At 73.1% G+C, this 16,287-nt stretch carries 15 protein-coding genes; 9 read left to right on the plus strand and 6 right to left on the minus strand.

The window, feature by feature from the left end; genetic code table 11:
- Positions 1-67: 67 nt before the first annotated feature.
- Positions 68-1,369 (plus strand): PspC domain-containing protein, encoded by a 1,302-nt coding sequence (locus tag BUE48_RS21040; RefSeq protein ID WP_041440188.1) that lies wholly within the window; start codon positions 68-70, stop codon positions 1,367-1,369.
- Positions 1,362-1,568: a hypothetical protein gene (locus tag BUE48_RS21045; protein ID WP_012854539.1), complete on the plus strand. Its 207-nt coding sequence runs from the start codon at positions 1,362-1,364 to the stop codon at positions 1,566-1,568. The genes BUE48_RS21040 and BUE48_RS21045 overlap by 8 nt, the downstream gene beginning before the upstream one ends.
- Positions 1,569-1,583: 15 nt before the next feature.
- Here BUE48_RS21045 and BUE48_RS21050 read toward each other — a convergent pair whose 3' ends face one another.
- Positions 1,584-2,018, minus strand: coding sequence for a cupin domain-containing protein (locus BUE48_RS21050; RefSeq protein ID WP_012854540.1), 435 nt, complete (start codon positions 2,016-2,018; stop codon positions 1,584-1,586).
- Positions 2,019-2,343: 325 nt separating this feature from the next.
- Here BUE48_RS21050 and BUE48_RS21055 point away from each other — a divergent pair, with 325 nt between their 5' ends.
- Positions 2,344-3,900: an alkaline phosphatase D family protein gene (locus tag BUE48_RS21055; protein WP_286990862.1), complete on the plus strand. Its 1,557-nt coding sequence runs from the start codon at positions 2,344-2,346 to the stop codon at positions 3,898-3,900.
- On the opposite strand, the gene BUE48_RS21060 is transcribed toward BUE48_RS21055, so the two are convergent.
- Positions 3,870-4,871 (minus strand): DMT family transporter, encoded by a 1,002-nt coding sequence (locus tag BUE48_RS21060; RefSeq protein ID WP_012854542.1) that lies wholly within the window; start codon positions 4,869-4,871, stop codon positions 3,870-3,872. The two genes, BUE48_RS21055 and BUE48_RS21060, sit on opposite strands and share 31 nt — an antisense overlap.
- A 70-nt stretch (positions 4,872-4,941) precedes the next feature.
- Between BUE48_RS21060 and BUE48_RS21065 the strand changes: the two genes are divergently transcribed.
- From BUE48_RS21065 to BUE48_RS21090, 6 genes are all read left to right on the plus strand, one after another.
- Complete coding sequence (locus BUE48_RS21065; protein ID WP_012854543.1) at positions 4,942-5,907, plus strand: LysR family transcriptional regulator; 966 nt, start codon at positions 4,942-4,944, stop codon at positions 5,905-5,907.
- A gap of 163 nt (positions 5,908-6,070) precedes the next feature.
- Positions 6,071-6,592: a (2Fe-2S)-binding protein gene (locus tag BUE48_RS21070; protein WP_012854544.1), complete on the plus strand. Its 522-nt coding sequence runs from the start codon at positions 6,071-6,073 to the stop codon at positions 6,590-6,592.
- A complete protein-coding gene (locus BUE48_RS21075; protein ID WP_286990801.1) occupies positions 6,589-8,949 on the plus strand; it encodes a xanthine dehydrogenase family protein molybdopterin-binding subunit in 2,361 nt (786 codons plus the stop codon). Before BUE48_RS21070 ends, BUE48_RS21075 begins: the two co-directional genes overlap by 4 nt.
- The gene (locus BUE48_RS21080) at positions 8,946-9,803 is read left to right on the plus strand and encodes an FAD binding domain-containing protein (protein ID WP_012854546.1); all 858 of its coding nucleotides are present in this window, start codon (positions 8,946-8,948) and stop codon (positions 9,801-9,803) included. Before BUE48_RS21075 ends, BUE48_RS21080 begins: the two co-directional genes overlap by 4 nt.
- Positions 9,804-9,981: 178 nt before the next feature.
- Positions 9,982-11,391: an SRPBCC domain-containing protein gene (locus BUE48_RS21085; RefSeq protein WP_286990802.1), complete on the plus strand. Its 1,410-nt coding sequence runs from the start codon at positions 9,982-9,984 to the stop codon at positions 11,389-11,391.
- Between the two features lie 96 nt (positions 11,392-11,487).
- Entirely contained in the window at positions 11,488-12,201 is a 714-nt protein-coding gene (locus tag BUE48_RS21090; protein WP_012854548.1) for a class I SAM-dependent methyltransferase, read from the plus strand.
- 42 nt (positions 12,202-12,243) lie between these two features.
- Here BUE48_RS21090 and BUE48_RS21095 read toward each other — a convergent pair whose 3' ends face one another.
- From BUE48_RS21095 to BUE48_RS21110, 4 genes are all read right to left on the minus strand, one after another.
- Positions 12,244-13,188, minus strand: coding sequence for a CDP-alcohol phosphatidyltransferase family protein (locus tag BUE48_RS21095; RefSeq protein WP_012854549.1), 945 nt, complete (start codon positions 13,186-13,188; stop codon positions 12,244-12,246).
- Positions 13,189-13,273: 85 nt separating this feature from the next.
- On the minus strand, positions 13,274-14,530 hold the full coding sequence (locus tag BUE48_RS21100; RefSeq protein WP_012854550.1) for a glycosyltransferase family 4 protein: 1,257 nt from the start codon (positions 14,528-14,530) through the stop codon (positions 13,274-13,276).
- On the minus strand, positions 14,527-15,036 hold the full coding sequence (locus tag BUE48_RS21105) for a hypothetical protein (protein WP_286990803.1): 510 nt from the start codon (positions 15,034-15,036) through the stop codon (positions 14,527-14,529). The genes BUE48_RS21100 and BUE48_RS21105 overlap by 4 nt, the downstream gene beginning before the upstream one ends.
- 265 nt (positions 15,037-15,301) lie before the next feature.
- Entirely contained in the window at positions 15,302-16,231 is a 930-nt protein-coding gene (locus tag BUE48_RS21110) for a LysR substrate-binding domain-containing protein (protein ID WP_286990804.1), read from the minus strand.
- Between the last annotated feature and the right edge of the window lie 56 nt (positions 16,232-16,287).

Consider the following 16,287-nt stretch of genomic DNA (forward strand, 5'->3'; position numbering starts at 1 on the left):
GTTCTCAGGGTCGGGTCAGGGTGGTCCCGGATACCGGTCCCGGGCGCCGAAGGTCACGATGGGTGGCATGGCCGAGCAGCAGAGCACGACGACCGGCCCGCAGGCCGCGCCGGAGCGTCCCCGGCTGGTGCGCGTTCCGGAAGGACTTCTCGTCGCGGGGGTGTGCACGGGCCTGGGACGGTATCTGGGAGTGGACCCGGTGGTCCTGCGGGTGGGGTTCGCTGTGCTGCTCCTGGCCAACGGTCAGGGGTTGCTGCTGTATCTGGCGGCCTATCTGCTGATGCCGCCTGCGCCGCAGGCGCTGGCCCCGGCCGAGCAGATGCTGCGGCGGCGTTTCGACGCCGGGACGGTGCTGGTCCTGCTGGGCGGGCTGCTGGGCCTGCTGACGATGGTCGTGACGGCGGGCAGGCCGCTGTCGGGGGACGCGCTGGCCGGGGTGACGGTGCTCGCGCTGGTGCTGCTGGTCGCGCACGCCCGCAAGGTGGACTTCGCCCAGCTCGCCCGCGATCTGCCCGAACGCCTGCAGGGGCAGCCGGTCTCCCCCGACGCCCCGGCCCCGCCGGAGGGCCGGGTGAGCCTGGACAAGCGGGTGAGCCTGGTCAAGGACGTCCCCGCGGCGGCCGGGCGTCCCGCCGATCCTCCTGCAGGCGGCGTGACCGATGATCCGGCCGCGCCCGGCGGGCGGTCCTGCTGGAGCCGGCCGCCGGACGCCCCCGCGGACCCAGGCGGCGAGCCGAAGCGGGGATGCGGGCGCCACAGCGCGCTGACCTCCGTCGTGTTGCTGTCGGCGATGATGGCGGCGGCGGCGATGATCCCGGTCGCGTTGCACGGCGACCACGGGATCTACGGCGGGCACCTGGTCGCCGCGCCCGCCCTGGCGGTGATCGGGCTGGGCCTGCTGATCGGCGGCTGGGCGGGCCGGCCCAGCGGGCTGGCCACCGTCGGCACCGTGCTGACGCTGGGGCTGCTGACCTCCACGGCGGTGGCCGAGACGCCCAAGGGCACCAGGTTCGGGAACGTGGAGTGGCGGCCCGCCGACGCCTCCCGCACCGAGCAGACCTACCGGCTCGGGGTGGGCAGCGGGCGGCTGGACCTGACCGCCCTTCCGCTGAGCGCGGGCCGGCGGATCCGGGTCAACGCCGAGGTGCTGAGCGGCAAACTGACGATCACCGTGCCCGGCCGGGCCCGGGTGGAGCTGGACGGCCGGATCGCCCTGGGGGACCTGACCGTGAACAGCCGCCTCGACGGCGGGCCGTTCGTGCAGGTCGAACGGGTGCTGGAGCCGCGGAGCGCCGGGGAGGGCGACCCACCGGTCATCGAGCTGCGGGTGCGGGTCAAGGTCGGGGACGTGGAGGTGCGGCATGTCTGACGGCGGGATGAAGCGCCGGTTCGACCCCGGCTCCGCGGTGGCGGGATTGTTCTTCCTGGCCGCAGCAGGGGTCTTCCTGGTGACCGGGTTGTCGGGCGAGCCGGTGGCGCCGCCGGAGATCCTGGCCGCGGCCGTGCTGCTCGGGCTCGGCCTGGTCGGCGTCGTCCGGGTGCTGACCCGCGGCCGCCGAAGCCACTGACCGGGCCGGCCGCGCTCAGCCGAGCCGGGCGTGCAGCGTGATGGCGTAGGCCGGGCCGGGGTTGTGGATCTCATGGGTGCGTCCGCCGTGGACGCGGACGCGGTTGGCGCGCAGCGGGCGTTCGGTGACGCCGTCGGCGGTCAGGACGCGTTCGGTCAGCTCCCCGGCCACGACCGTGCTGACGTGCGTGCCGCCGTGGTCGTGCACGTCGGTGCGGTGGCCGGGGGGCCAGGTGGTCAGCCACACCCGCACGCCGCCGGTCTCCTCCAGCGCCACCTGGCCGGGGGCCGCCGGATCCGGCCGCACCAGGTGCCACCAGCGGTCCGGGCGGGCGGCCAGTTCGCCGATGCGGGCGGCGAGCTGGCCCACGGTGGGCGGAAGCTGAGCGGCCAGGCCGTGCGGGTCGTCCTGGCCGCGCATGGTGAGGTCGGGAACGACGTCGAGGTCCACGAGGAGTCCTTGGGTTGTTGTCGTCGAGGGGCCCGCGCAACGGCCGCGCGGGCGGACTGCCGGACTGCAGGTGCCTACCGAGCTGAAAACGCGGTGATCAGCGACAACAACAACAGGAACACAGCGCGGCGGCCACGACGGAGGAACCCTGGTGGCTGCGAAGACGGGCACGCGCTGACATGCGCCTAGCAGACCGCGCCCACCGGCACTTGTCAAGTCGATCACGTCGATCGGTATTAACCCTTCGGCCACGGCGGTGCCGGTCGGCAGACGTTCAAGCCCGGCAGCATGCGGTCGTCCTCCACCGAGGAAACGGAGCTTGACCATGACTTTCGACCGGCGAACCGTACTGCGCGGCGGGCTGCTCATCGGCGGAGGCGCGATGCTGGCCCCGCTGGCCGCGCCGACCGCGCCCGCCGCCGCGGCCCCCGCGCTGATCCGGCGGGGGCGGCCGCGTCTGACCCACGGCGTGCAAAGCGGCGATGTGACCGCCGGGCGGGCCGTGGTGTGGGCGCGCGCCGACCGCCCGGCGCGGATGCTCGTCGACATCAGCCGCCGCCCCGACTTCCGAGGTTTCCGGACCGTCCGCGGCCCGGTGCTGACGCCCAAGACCGATCTGACCGGCAAGGTGTTCCTGCGCGGGCTGCCGGCCGGGGAGCGGATCTGCTACCGGGTGCGCCTTGCCGACCTGGACCGGCACGCGCTGCTGTCCGCCCCCGTCGAGGGGTCTTTCCGCACCCCTTCCCGGCACCGCCGCGACATCCGGTTCGTGTGGTCCGGCGACCTGGCCGGACAGGGCTGGGGCATCAATCCCGAGCTGGGCGGCTTTCGGATCTTCACCGCGATGGGCGCGCTCGACCCGGACTTCTTTTTGTGCAGCGGCGACTGGGTGTACGCCGACGGGCCGCTCACCGAGACCGTGGCGCTGCCGGACGGCCGCACCTGGCGCAACGTGGTGACCGAGGAGAAGAGCAGGGTCGCCCAGACGCTGGCCGACTACCGCGGGCAGTTCCGCTACAACTTGGAGGACGCCTGCCTGCGAGCCTTCAACGCCCGCGTCCCGATGATCTACCAGTGGGACGATCACGAGGTCGTCAACAACTGGTACCCGGGGGAGATCCTCGACGATGCCCGCTACACCGAAAAGCGCGTGGACGTGCTGGCCGCCCGGGCCCGCCGCGCCCTGATGGAGTACACCCCGATCGCCGCCCAGGCGCCCCGGGGCGGCCGGATCTACCGCAAGATCTCCTACGGTCCGCTGCTGGATGTCTTCATCCTGGACATGCGGACCTACAAGAACCCCAACACCCCCAACACCTCCCCCACCGAGACCGGGGGCGTGCTGGGCGCCGAGCAGCTGGCCTGGCTCAAGCGGGAGCTGCGCCGCTCCACGGCGACCTGGAAGGTGATGGCCGCCGACCTGCCGCTCGGGCTGGTCGTGCCGGACGGCACCGCCCAGGAGGGCATCGCCCAGGGCGACGACGGGGCGCCGCTGGGCCGCGAGCGGGAGATCGCCGAGCTGCTCTCCCATGCCCAGCGGCACAAGGTCCGCAACATGGTGTGGCTGACCGCCGACGTGCACTACACCGCGGCCCACTACTACGACCCCGCCAAGGCGGCCTTCACCAGGTTCGACCCGTTCTGGGAGTTCGTCTCCGGCCCGTTGAACGCCGGTGGTTTCGGCCCCAACCGCCTGGAGGGCACCTTCGGCCCCCAGGTGAAGTTCTTCAAGGCCCCGCCGCGCGCCAACGCCTCCCCCGCCGAGGGCTACCAGTTCTTCGGGCAGGTGGACATCGACGCCCGCAGCGGGGTGATGACCGTCCGGCTGCGGGACCTCGACGGCACCGTCCTTTACACGCAGGCCCTGTCGCCCGTGCGCTGAGCCCGCCCTTCGTGTTCCGGTTCTTCGCGTTCCGGCCGCCGGCTTCGGCGGCCGGGCGCGATCCGGTCCAGGACGCGACGCGGGGCGGGCGGCGTGCCGGGGCGTTCCACGCTGAGGATCAAGACGGCGAGCAGCACGATGAGGCCGCCGAGGAGCTGCGCGGCGCTCAGGCGTTCGCCGTAGACCAGGGCGGTGGAGGCCACGGCCACCGCCGGTTCGGCGTAGGAGAGGATCGCCGCCGTCGATGCGCCGACCATGCGCATGCCGGCCAGCATGCAGACGATGGGCACCACCGAGGAGAAGATCGCCAGCATCGTCGTCCACGCCCAGCCGCTCGCCTGCGCCGGCGGCTGCCAGGAGCCGGTGCCCGCGGTGATCAGCACCATGCTGACGGCGGCGGAGGTGCACACGACCGCCGACACGGTGATCAGGTCCAGCTCTTCGGGGAGGCCCGCTGCGACGGTCAGGTAGATCGCGTACGTGCCGGCCGCCGCCAGCGCCAGCAGCACCCCACTGGCGGCGCCCGGCCGGACGCCGCCGCCCAGCAGCAACAGCACTCCCGGCACCGAGCAGGCCAGGGCGGTCAGCCGCCGCCGGTCCACCGGTTCGCGCCGCAGCGCGATAGCGATGGCGGTGACCATGGGCGGGTAGGTGTACAGCAGCAGCGCCGCCAGTGAGCCGTCGATGCGGGCCAGCGAGCCGAAGTAGCACATCGCCTGGCAGGCGTATCCGATGGCGCCCAGCCCGATGCAGGTCAGCAGCGCCCGCCCGGTGGGCAGGGCGGGCCGGCGCCAGGCGACCAGCAGCCACAGCAGCGCCGCGGCGACGGCGAAGCGCACCGTCAGCATCGTCTGCACTCCGGCGCCCGTCCGGTAGGTCTCCTTGGCGAAGATCGCCGACAGCCCGAAGCCGGCCGCGGAGATCAGGCACAGCAGGGCGCCCAGCGAGGAACGCGATCGGGGGGAGGGCATGCCAACGACCGTAAGGAGCCGCTTCCCATCGAGGTAGCCTTGCTTTCCTGCGGCAGGTGAAGGGAAATCCTTGGTCACTGACGGTGGATCGGCGATCACCCTCCATCAGTTCCGCTGTTTCCTGACCACCTTGGAGCACGGGTCGTTCACGGCGGCGGCCGCCGCCCTCGGCTACGCCCAGCCCTCGGTGTCAGAGCAGGTCAGGCAGCTGGAACGGCACCTGGACGCGGTGCTGTTCCGCAGGGTGGGGCGCGGTCTGGTGCCCACCGAGGCGGCCTGGGCGCTGCGTCCGCACGCGGTCGCCGCGCTGCGGGCGGCCGGCGAGGCGGTGCGGGCGGTCTCGTCGGTGCGCGGCATGCTGACCGGCACGGTGCGCTTTGGCATCTTCAAGATCGCGCACTACTACCTCGGGGTCGATCTGATCGCCGACATGCTCCAGCGGCACCCGCGGGTGCGGATCGAGCTGGTCGGCCAGAACTCCGCCGAGCTGCTGGAGCAGCTGCGCCGGGGCCGGCTGGAGGCCGCCCTGGCGGCGCTGCCGCTGGACGCCGACGACCTGGCGGTGACCGTGGAGATGCGCGACGAGCTGGTCTACGTCAGCGCCGACCCCGAACGGGTGCGCGAGCCGGTCACCGCGCGGACGCTGACCTCCCACCCGCTGGTGCTGCCGGATGTGAGCTGGCGCGCCGAGGACACCACCCGGCGGATGCTGGCCGAGCTGGCCCGCGCGCACGGGCGGGTGCTGCGCCCCCGCGTCGAGGTGGAGTACTTCGAGGCCGCACTGGAGGTCGCCGCGCGCGGCCTGGCCGACACGGTGTGCTGGCGCGGCGCCCTGCTCCGCCTGGGCGAGCGGCTGCCGCCCGGCCTGCACTGGGCGCCGCTGGACCCGCCGCTGCACGAGCGGTTCGGCATCGTGCACCGTCCCGTCGCCGAGCTGTCCCCGGCCACCCGCACCGTGGTGGAGCTGGCCGCGGCACGGGTGCGGCGGCTGAACGCGGCGCTCGGCGCGCCGGATTCGGGCCGCAAATCAGTGTGAATTAGGTCATATCAAGGTCTGGTCGGCCGTTCGATCACGGTTTACCGTTCAAGGGTCGCCCCACCCCCCGCGGAGGTGGCCTCGATGTCGCGGCCCGTCCAGCGCGCACCTCCCGGCGCCTTGTGCCCCCGACCCACCCCTCAAGGCGCCCGAAGGAGGACGGATGCCGCGTGTGAGAACCAAGGTCGACGGCGTGACGTATGAGGACGAGGTGGAGCCCCGGCTGCTGCTCGTCCACTACCTGCGCGAACGGCTGGGGAAAGTGGGCACCCCGGTCGGCTGCGACACCACCAACTGCGGCGCTTGCACCGTCCTGATGGACGGGCTGAGCGTCAAAAGCTGCTCGGTGCTGGCCGTCCAGGCCGACGGGCACGAGATCACCACGGTCGAAGGGCTGGGCCGAGGCGGGGAGCTGCACCCCATGCAGCGGGCCTTCCACGAAGAGCACGCCCTGCAGTGCGGGTACTGCACCCCCGGCATGATCATGGCCGCGATCGATCTGCTGCGGGAGAACCCCGACCCCTCCGACGCGGAGATCCGCCGGGGGCTGGAGGGCAACCTGTGCCGCTGCACCGGCTACCAGAACATCGTCCGGGCCGTCCGGCGCGCCGCCGCCGAGATGCGCGCCGGGGGCGATGCGGACGCCCCGGCCGTCCCCCGCCCCGAAGCGGAGGTGACGCCGTGACCGAGACCGTCGTCAGGCGCGAGATCGGCAGCCCCCGCCGGCGCACCGAGGACGCCCGGCTGATCACCGGCCGCACCCAGTGGACCGACAACCTGCAGCTGCCGGGCATGTGCCATGTGGCGTTCCTGCGCAGCCCGCACGCGCACGCCCGCATCACCCATGTGGACGTCTCCGAGGCCCTGGAGCGTCCGGGCGTGATCGCCGCGTTCAGCGGGGCCGACTTCGCCGCCGAGCAGGGCGGTCTGCCGTGCGCGTGGGTCGTCACCGAGGACATGAAGCACCCCGAGCACCCGCCGATGGCCGTCGAACGCGTCCGCTATGTGGGCGAGCCGGTGGCGTGCGTGGTGGCCCGGGACCGGTACGCGGCGGCCGACGCGCTGGAGGCCATCGACGTCGACTACGAGCCGCTGCCGGTCGTGACGGACATGGAGCGGGCGCTCGCGGACGGCGCCGACCTGGTGCACGAGGAGCTGGGCACCAACGCCAGCTACACCTGGACGTTCGAAAACGGCGACATCGACGCGGCGCTGCGCGACGCGCCCGTGCTGCTCGAACGCCGGTACGTGCAGCAGCGGCTGATCCCGACCGCGATGGAGCCGCGGGCGGTGGTGTGCGCCCCGGACGGGGACGGCTTCACGCTCTGGTCGGCCACCCAGATCCCGCACATCCTGCGGCTGATGCTGGCCACCGTCACCGGCATCCCCGAGCACCGGCTGCGGGTGATCGCCCCGGACGTCGGCGGCGGGTTCGGCTCCAAGCTGCAGGTCTACGGCGAGGAGGTGCTGGCGCTGCTGCTGGCCCGCAGGCTGGGCCGGCCGGTCAAGTGGACCGAGTCCCGCAGCGAGGGCAACCTGGCCGTCCACCACGGCCGCGACCAGATCCAGCGTCTGACGCTGGCCGCCGAGCAAGACGGCACCATCCGCGGCCTGAAGGTGGAGCTGCTGGCCGACATGGGCGCCTACCTGATGCTGGTCACCCCGGGCGTGCCGCTGCTGGGGGCGTTCATGTTCAACGGCATCTACAAGATGGACGCCTACTCCTTCACCTGCACCGGGGTGTTCACCAACAAGACCCCCACCGACGCCTACCGGGGCGCGGGGCGTCCGGAGGCCACCTTCGCCATCGAGCGGCTGATGGACGAGCTGGCCGCCGAGCTGGGCCTGGACCCGATCGAGGTGCGGCGGCGCAACTGGATCCGCCACGAGGAGTTCCCCTACGAGACGATCGCCGGGCTGACCTACGACTCGGGCAACTACGAGGCGGCCACCGAGCGGGCGCTGCAGCTGCTGGAGTACGACAAGCTGCGCGCCGAGCAGGCCGACCGGCGTAAGCGCGGCGACACCGTGCAGCTGGGCATCGGGGTGTCCACCTACACCGAGATGTGCGGGCTGGCGCCCTCGCGGGTGCTGGGGTCGCTGTCGTACGGCGCCGGCGGCTGGGAGCACGCCTCGGTGCGGGTGCTGCCGTCCGGCAAGGTCGAGGTGGTGACCGGCTCGTCGGCCCATGGCCAGGGCCATGAGACCGCCTGGGCGCAGATCACCGCCGACCGCCTGGGCGTGCCGTTCGAGGACGTGCGGGTGCTGCACGGCGACACCTCCGTCTCCCCCAAGGGCATGGACACCTACGGTTCGCGGTCGCTGGCCGTGGGCGGCATCGCGCTGGTGAACGCCTGCGACAAGGTCATCGACAAGGCCCGCAAAGTGGCGGCCCACCTGCTGGAGGCCTCCGAGGAGGACGTGGAGTTCACCGACGGGGGCTTTCGGGTGCGGGGCGTGCCGGGCGAGGCCAAGACCCTGCAGGAGGTGGCCGCGGCCGCGTTCGCCGCGCACGACCTGCCCGAGGGGATGGAGCCCTCGCTGGACGCCGACGCCACCTTCGACCCGGAGAACTTCTCCTTCCCGCACGGCACGCACCTGTGCGCCGTGGAGGTGGACACCGAGACCGGGTTCGTGCGCATCCGCTCCTACGTGGCGGTCGACGACGTCGGCCGGGTGGTCAACCCGCTGATCGTGGAGGGGCAGGTGCACGGCGGGCTCGCCCAGGGCATCGCGCAGGCGCTGTATGAGGAGGCCGTCTACGACGAGGCGGGCAACCTGACCACGACCACCATGGCCGACTACCTGATCCCGTCGGCGGCCGACCTGCCCGACTTCACCACCGACCGCACCGAGACCCCGGCCACCACCAACCCGCTGGGCGTCAAGGGCGTCGGGGAGGCCGGCACCATCGCCGCCACCCCGGCCGTGGTGAACGCGATCGTGGACGCGCTGCGCCCCTACGGGGTGCGGGACGTGCCGATGCCGTGCACCCCAGAGCGCGTGTGGCGCGCCCTCAACCCGCAGGGAGGTGCCGAATGATCCCCCCGCAGTTCGAGTACGTGCGGCCGGGCTCGCTGGAGGAGGCCTTGTCGGCGCTGGCCGAGGCCGGTGAGGAGGCCAAGCCGCTGGCCGGCGGGCAGAGCCTGCTGCCGCTGCTGCGGATGCGGCTGGCCTACCCGGAGGTGCTGGTGGACCTGGAGCGGGTGGCGGAGCTGCGGCAGATCCGCGACCTGGGCGACGCGCTGTTCATCGGCGCGATGGCCACCCACCACCAGGTGATGCACGACCCGCTGGTCCGTGCGCACGCCCCGCTGCTGGCGCAGGCGACCGCCACGGTGGCCGACCCGGCGGTGCGGCACCGCGGCACCTTCGGCGGGGCGCTGGCGCACGCCGACCCGGCCGGGGACCTGCCGGCGGTGGTGCTGGCGCTGGGCGGGGTGTGCCATGTGCGGTCCGCCGGCGGGGCGCGCGACATCCCGGCGGCGGGTTTCTTCGTCGACTGGATGACCTCGGCGCTGGAACCGGACGAGCTGCTGGTCGGGGTGACCGTTCCCAAGCTCGGCCCGGGGTGGGGCACCTGGTATGAGAAGTTCCACCGCACCGCCCAGGCGTGGGCGGTGGTCGGGGTGGCCTGCGCGGTCCGCCGGGAAGGCGGCGAGGTCGCCGAGGCCCGGGTGGCGCTGACCAACATGGGCGCCGCACCGGTCCGCGCCACCGCCGTGGAGCAGGCCCTGCAGGGGCGTCCCGCCGCCGAGGAGTCCTTCCGGTCCGCCGCCGGCCACGCGGCCGACGGCACCTCCCCGCCAAAGGACCTGCACGGCTCGGCCGAGTACCGCGCGCATCTGGCCCGGGTGCTGACCCGCCGCGCCCTGGTGTCGGCCTGCGCGTCCTGACCGCGCCCGTCGCGTCCCGGCACGGCGGCCATGGGGGCAGGTCACCGGGGCACCCCCGGGCCGCCCTGCCGGGACCTGCTGTGAGAATCTGCGGTGACCTGTAAGTGTGGCGGTACGGCCGCAGGCCGCCATAAAGTCACCAGATCGGTCCCCTGACGAGAAGGGCAGGAACCCGCTGATGGAGCTCGACCACGAATTCACCGTTCCGGTGCCGGTGGATCAGGCATGGTCGGCGCTGCTCGACGTGGAGCGGGTGGCGCTCTGCATGCCGGGTGCCACCCTCGACTCCATCGACGGCACGGACTACCGCGGCCGGCTGAAGGTGCGGCTGGGCGCGATGACCATCACCTACCGGGGCACCGCCAAGATCGTCGAGGCGGACGCCGACGCCCGCACCCTGACCATCGAGGCCTCCGGCAAGGAGGCCCGCGGCTCCGGCACCGCGGCGGCGACCATCCGGGCCCGCATGTCGGAGACCGACGGCACCACCCGCGTCACCGTCCACACCGAGCTGAACGTCACCGGCCGCCCCGCCCAGTTCGGCCGCAACATCCTCGCCGAGGTCGGCGCCAGGCTGGTCGGTCGTTTCGCCAAGGCCCTGGCCGCCGAACTGGCCGAAAACCCCGTCTCGAAGGAGACCGCCCCCGAATCCACCGGGAAGGCCGCGACCGCCGCCGAACCGCCCCGGGCCGACGCCGGCTCCTCCTCCGCCGAGCCGGGAACCACGGCCTCGGCCGGCACCGGCTCCGCCACCGAACCGGCGGGCGGCCCCGCCGAACCCGAAACCACGGCCACCGCAGAACCGGCCGGAACCGCTCCGGCCACGAGCAGCCCGCCCGAACCGGCTCAGGCGGCTCCGGCCGACGCCGAAACCACGCCCGTTCCCGAAGCCACCGAATCCGCTCCGGTGGCTTCGACCGACGCTGAGACCACGGCCGCCCCCGACGCGGCGAGCAGCACCGCCGAACCCGCACCGACGACTTCGGCCGATACTGAAGCCACGGCCGCCCCCGAAACCACCGCCCCCGACACGGCGAGCGGCACCACCGAACCCACACCGACAGCCCCGACCAACGCTGAGACCACGCCCTCCTCTGAATCCACCACCTCCGGCACGGCGAGCGGCACCACCGAGCCCGCACCGACGGCCCCGGCCAACGCTGAGACCACGGCCGCCCCCGGCACGGCGAGCGGCACCGCCGAGCCCGCCGAGGCGGGCCGGGCCACCGTCGCCTCCGGCGCGGCGAGCGGCGCCGCCGAATCCGCTCAAGCGACGCCGGACGGCACCGGCTCTGCGGCCGCCGGCTCCTCCGGCGGCCGGGAGACGGGCGAGGCCGCCGCGGCGGATTCGGCCAAGGGCGTCCGGGAGGCGGCGGTGACCGAAACCTCCGGCGCCATTGCTCCGAAAACCGCCGCGCGGCGGGGCGGCGCCCACCGGCGGCGGCCGCCGGAGGACGACGCCATCGACCTGCTGGAGGTCGCCGGGCCCTCGGTCGCCAAGCGGGCGGCTCCGCTGGTGGGAGCGTTGGCGGCGCTATTGACCGTGCGTTACCTGTTCCGCCGGCGCAGGGGCCGGCACCACCGCTGAGCACCCCGGTCCACCACCACTCGTCGCCAACCTGGTACGTTCCGTAATTAAGGATGCGGACGACCGCATCGACGCAACGTTGTCCGGTTGGGGGCCATGGACACGGTCGAAATTCAACGGGTCGTCGCGATCGAAGACGACAACTGGTGGTATCGGGAACGCCGGGCGATCATCGCCCGGGAGCTGCGCCGGCTGGGCGGCCCGCCCGGGCGGGCCGCCGACATCGGCGCCGCCGGCGGCGGCAACACCAGGGTGCTGGTGGAGCACGGCTGGGAGGCCATCGCCATCGACGCCTCCCCGGAGGCGGTGGAGCTGGCCAAGCGGCGCGGCATCGACGCCTATCACGGAGACGCCTGCTACCTGCCGTTGTCGACGGGGGACTTCGACTTCGTGATGGCGCTGGACGTGCTGCAGCACATCCCCGACGATCAGACGGCCGCCGGGGAGCTGGCCCGGGTGCTGCGCCCGGGCGGCGTCGCGCTGATCTCCGTGCCGTGCGACCTGTCGCTGTGGTCGGCGCACGATGTGGCGCTCGGGCACGTCCGCCGCTACTCCCGGGAGAGCCTGGCCGCGCTCATCGAGGGCGCCGGGCTGCAGCTGGACCGGATGTGGAGCTGGAACGTGCTGCTGCGTCCGGTGGTCAAGTGGCGGCGGCACCGCAGCGCCCCGCAGGGGGCGGGACGGCTGAACCCGGTCGTCAACGCCGGGCTGCGCGCCGTCGTGATGCTGGAGCGCTACCTGCCGGTGCGCTCCCTGCCCGGCGTCACGCTGTTCGCCCGGGCCCATCGCCCGGAGCTGACGTCCTCCTGACAGGGCCGTGATCGGTCCCGCCCGGCCGGGTCCCCGCCGCCGTCAGTCCGGTTCGGCGGCCGGGGCGAGCCCCTGCCCGGCCCGGGTGGGGCCGGCGGCGGCCATGGGGCGCACCTGCCGCAGCTCGGCCAGCAGCCGGGTGTGCGCCCGGGTGGACAGCCAGAACTTGTAGATGATCACGAGTTCGAAGAACATCAGCAGGGCGCCGGCGACCGCGACGGCGCCGATGATCTGCCCGGTCAGCGGGCCGATGATGAACACCGCCATCTGGAACTCGATGCCGCTGACCAGATGGGTGCGCACCCGCCGCTGCAGCAGGTACCGGCGGACCCGCTGGTACCAGGGGAAATGCGCGTCGAAGGCACGGTGCAGGTCGGCGTCGGTGAGCCGTTCGAGCTCCCCTTCGGGCTCCTCCTCCCGCTCCCGCCCTGCCTGCGGCGCCTCCAGGCGGCCCCGGGGCCGGTCCGCCGCGGCCTCCCGCATCGCCGCGTTCATCGCCGCGCGCATCGAGCGCCGCACTTTGACGATCTGCGGACCGTTGACGTACCGGAACATGTCCAAAGCCAGGATCGCCATGCCCGCGTACAGGTAGGCGGCCTGCCCGGTCCGGGCGTACTGCCCGCCGGTCAGGGCCACCGCGCACAGCGTGTCGCGGACCCGGTCCAGCATGAAGTCCAGCCAGCCGCCGAACACCGTGCCGGTGCCCTTGAGCCTGGCGATCTTGCCGTCCATGCAGTCCACCACGAAGCCGACGTGGTAGAGCAGCGCCCCCGCCACCAGCCAGCCGGGAGAGGCCAGGGCGAAGCAGGCCGCCGCGCCCAGGCCCAGCGCGAAGGCGGCGGCGGTGAGCTGGTTGGGGGTGATCGAGGTCCGGTTGGCCACCTGCCGCGTGAGCCGGATCGCGATCGGGTCGACGAGGAAGACCGTCCACCACGCGTCGCGGCCTTTGCAGACCCGGCGTACGTCGTCCAGGGAGAACGTCGACATAGGGCAAGCATTTCCGGCCGGGGCGGTTACCCGAACGCGCATCGCGACCGCCAGGGAATCGCTTGCCCCACCCTTGACCGTCCCGCTACGCGGGCAGAACCGTGCCCTCGGCGCGCTTGGCCGCGAGCAGTTCGGTGAACAGCTCCTCCCAGCGGCGGCGGATCGCCTCGGGGCCGTACTCGGCCGCGGTGTCGATCGCCGCCGCGCCCAGGCGGCGCCGCAGCCGCCGGTCCTCGATCAGCCGGCACAGCGCGCCCGCCATGGCGCCGGGGTCCTCCGGCGGCACCAGCAGCCCGTTCTCCCCGTCCCGGATGACCTCCCGGGGGCCGGTGGGGCAGTCGAAGCTCACCAGCGGCAGCCCGCAGTTCAGCGCCTCCAGCACCACCATGGCGAAGCCCTCGAAGCGGGAGCTGAGGGCGTAGATGGACGCCTGCGCCAGTTCCCGGTCCAGGTCCCTGGAGGTGCCCATGAGGAAGACGTGGTTGTACAGGTGGCGGCGGTGGATCAGGTTGCGCAGCCGTCCCTCCCAGGGGCCGCCGCCGTAGATCCGCAGCGTCCAGTCCGGGTGCCGCCGCACCACCTGGGCGAACGCCTCGATCAGCAGGTCGAAGCCCTTCTGCCGGGTCAGCCGTCCGGCGGCCGCCACCACTTTGGCGGAGTGGTCGGTGCGGGGCACCTGCAGGGTGTGCAGCGGGTTGGGGATCTGGGCGGTGCGCACCCGGCCGCCCAGCGCCCGCCGGTAGGCGGCCTCGTCCCGGCGGGTCAGCGAGACCACCGCGTCCAGCCGCGGGTAGTCGCTTGCGATCGCTTCGCGCACGTCCGGCTTGTAGCGGTCCAGGTGCATGTGGTCCTGGGCGATGCGGACCAGGTGGGGCGGCGCGTAGCGGGCCGACAGCAGGTTCAGTCCGGGGCGGGTGGTGACCACCACCCCTTCCTGCAGGCTCTGCAGGAACTCGATGACGCGTTCTTCGACGCGGCGGGTGAAGACCTCTTTGGCCGCCTCCCCCGCCGGCACCTCGGGTCCGGGCTCCCAGCCGGGCGGCACCGGGACGGGACGGGGCCTGCGCAGCCGGCGGCCCAGGCGCCGTTCCAGCCGCTCCAGCAGCCGGCCGGTGCGGGACGGCCGCGGCGGCCGCGGGGGTGCGTTCGCCCCCCGCTGGTCGTCGAGGGTGATCAGGCGGACCCGCGGGTCGATGGGGAACTGCGGGCGGCCCCGCCGGCGGATCACGCTGGCGATCTGGACCTCGTGCCCGGCCTCGGCCATGGCGGCGGCCTGGTTGATGACGGTGCGGATCGTCCCGCCCATGCCGTAGGCGTGCATCAGTACGTAGGTGATCTTCATCGGACCCGGCGGCTCACAAGGAGGAGGCGGTCGTCGGCGGTGTAGCGGGGACGGACCCGGTAGCGGGCGCCGCGCCCGTCGGTGAAGCACTGCGCCGGGTAGGTGATGGCGCGGGCCCGCGGCCGGCCCAGGCGGCGGCCGACGGGCATCTCCACCTCCGTGCGCACGGTGTGGCAGACCAGGCGGACGTCCCAGCGCTCGGAGCGGAACGGGCGGGGCGGCGTCAGGTCCCGCACCGGCACGGCCACGTCGAACCGGCCGGCTGAGACGGTGACGTCGTAGGGGCCCGGCCCGCGGCGGCGGGCCGTCCGCCGGCGCCGCAGGCGCAGGCTCAGCCAGGCCCGCGGGGTGGTGGGCGCCGGGTGCGCCGGGATCAGATGCAGCCGCCAGCGGCCCGCGAGCGGATCAGGCCCCTGCAGCGAGCCCGCCAGCCGGATCAGCCCGTCCTTGGCCCACAGTTCTTCGACCTCGGCCCAGCGGTCGGCGGTGAGCTGCCCGGTCGTCACGTTCCGCACCCCTTCACCATGACCGGGCGGCGCCCTGGGGGCGTCAGGTGCCACCGGACGGCGGACAAGCCTTGCAGCGATCGTTACCCCGCCGCGGAACATTCCGGGAGGGCTTTACCGGGCGCTCATGTCCAACCGGCGCCGCATAAGTGACGAAAATCTCTATCGGCGCGAATGCCCTTGTTTCGTTGTGCACGTCCCGCGACATATGAGGAATGTCACGTGTGCTTTACGCCACTTTCGCAAGGGTGCGGGACGGGCCGGCTCAGGAGTCGATGCGCACTTCCGGATGGGCTTCGGCGACGGCGATGCGAATGCTGCGCGCCAGCGCCTGGAACTCCTCCACCCGGGGCGAGGTCTCCCGGTAGGCCAGCCCGATGCGGCGGTAGGGGGCGGGGTCGGCGAAGCGGTACACCGCCAGCCCGTCGGCGCGCCGGGTCTCGACCGGCAGCGTGGTCTGCGGCAGCAGCGTCACTCCCAGGCCGCCGGAGACCAGCTGCACCAGCGTGGCCAGGCTCGCCGCGTAGGTGGCCGCGGTCGCCTGCGCCCCGACCTCGCGGCACAGGTCCAGCGCCTGGTCGCGCAGGCAGTGCCCTTCGTTGAGCAGCAGCACGTCCAGTTCGGTGAGCACCTTGCGGGGCACCGGTTCGGGGCCGATCTCCAGGGCGCGAGGGGCGGCCAGCAGGAACTCCTCGGTGTACAGCGGCAGTTCGGCCACCCCGGAGGTGGGCACCGGCAGCGCCAGGATCACCACGTCCAGGCGGCCCGCCAGCAGCTCGGCCACCACGTGCTCGGTCTGCTGCTCGCGCACCGACAGTTCCAGGTCGGGAAAGTCGCGGCTCAAGCGGGGCAGCACCGAGGGCAGCAGGTAGGGCGCCACGGTGGGGATCACGCCCAGCCGCAGCGGGCCGACCAGCGGGCCGCGGGCGGCGCGCACCTCCTCCACCAGCCGGTCCAGCTCGGCCAGCACCGTCTCGGCGCGGCGGGCCACCCGCTCCCCCGCCGGAGTGAGCAGAACCTTGCGTGTCGTACGCTCGACCAACCGGGTGTTCAAAGTCTGCTCCAAGGCGGCCACCGCGCCCGACAATGCGGGCTGGCTCATGCCGAGCACGGCGGCGGCGTCTCGGAAATGCAGATACTCGGCCAGCGCGAGGAATGCCCGCAGCTGCGCCACGGTCGGTCTATTGATAGCCATCCCCTATCAATCTTTCTGGACCTATCAATTTCTCTTTTCACGATAGCTGCGACATG

It is taken from the genome of Thermomonospora sp. CIF 1 (genome assembly GCF_001896795.1).
Taxonomy (GTDB): Bacteria; Actinomycetota; Actinomycetes; order Streptosporangiales; family Streptosporangiaceae; genus Thermomonospora; species Thermomonospora curvata.

What these genes read in the sequence shown, in the direction of transcription:
- BUE48_RS21040 (WP_041440188.1), top strand. Translation starts at nt 68, where the DNA reads ATGGCCGAGCAGCAGAGCACGACGACCGGCCCGCAGGCCGCGCCGGAG.
- BUE48_RS21045 (WP_012854539.1), top strand. Translation starts at nt 1,362, where the DNA reads ATGTCTGACGGCGGGATGAAGCGCCGGTTCGACCCCGGCTCCGCGGTG.
- BUE48_RS21055 (WP_286990862.1), top strand. Translation starts at nt 2,344, where the DNA reads ATGACTTTCGACCGGCGAACCGTACTGCGCGGCGGGCTGCTCATCGGC.
- BUE48_RS21060 (WP_012854542.1), bottom strand. Translation starts at nt 4,871, where the DNA reads ATGCCCTCCCCCCGATCGCGTTCCTCGCTGGGCGCCCTGCTGTGCCTG.
- BUE48_RS21070 (WP_012854544.1), top strand. Translation starts at nt 6,071, where the DNA reads ATGCCGCGTGTGAGAACCAAGGTCGACGGCGTGACGTATGAGGACGAG.
- BUE48_RS21080 (WP_012854546.1), top strand. Translation starts at nt 8,946, where the DNA reads ATGATCCCCCCGCAGTTCGAGTACGTGCGGCCGGGCTCGCTGGAGGAG.
- BUE48_RS21085 (WP_286990802.1), top strand. Translation starts at nt 9,982, where the DNA reads ATGGAGCTCGACCACGAATTCACCGTTCCGGTGCCGGTGGATCAGGCA.
- BUE48_RS21090 (WP_012854548.1), top strand. Translation starts at nt 11,488, where the DNA reads ATGGACACGGTCGAAATTCAACGGGTCGTCGCGATCGAAGACGACAAC.
- BUE48_RS21095 (WP_012854549.1), bottom strand. Translation starts at nt 13,188, where the DNA reads ATGTCGACGTTCTCCCTGGACGACGTACGCCGGGTCTGCAAAGGCCGC.
- BUE48_RS21100 (WP_012854550.1), bottom strand. Translation starts at nt 14,530, where the DNA reads ATGAAGATCACCTACGTACTGATGCACGCCTACGGCATGGGCGGGACG.
- BUE48_RS21110 (WP_286990804.1), bottom strand. Translation starts at nt 16,231, where the DNA reads ATGGCTATCAATAGACCGACCGTGGCGCAGCTGCGGGCATTCCTCGCG.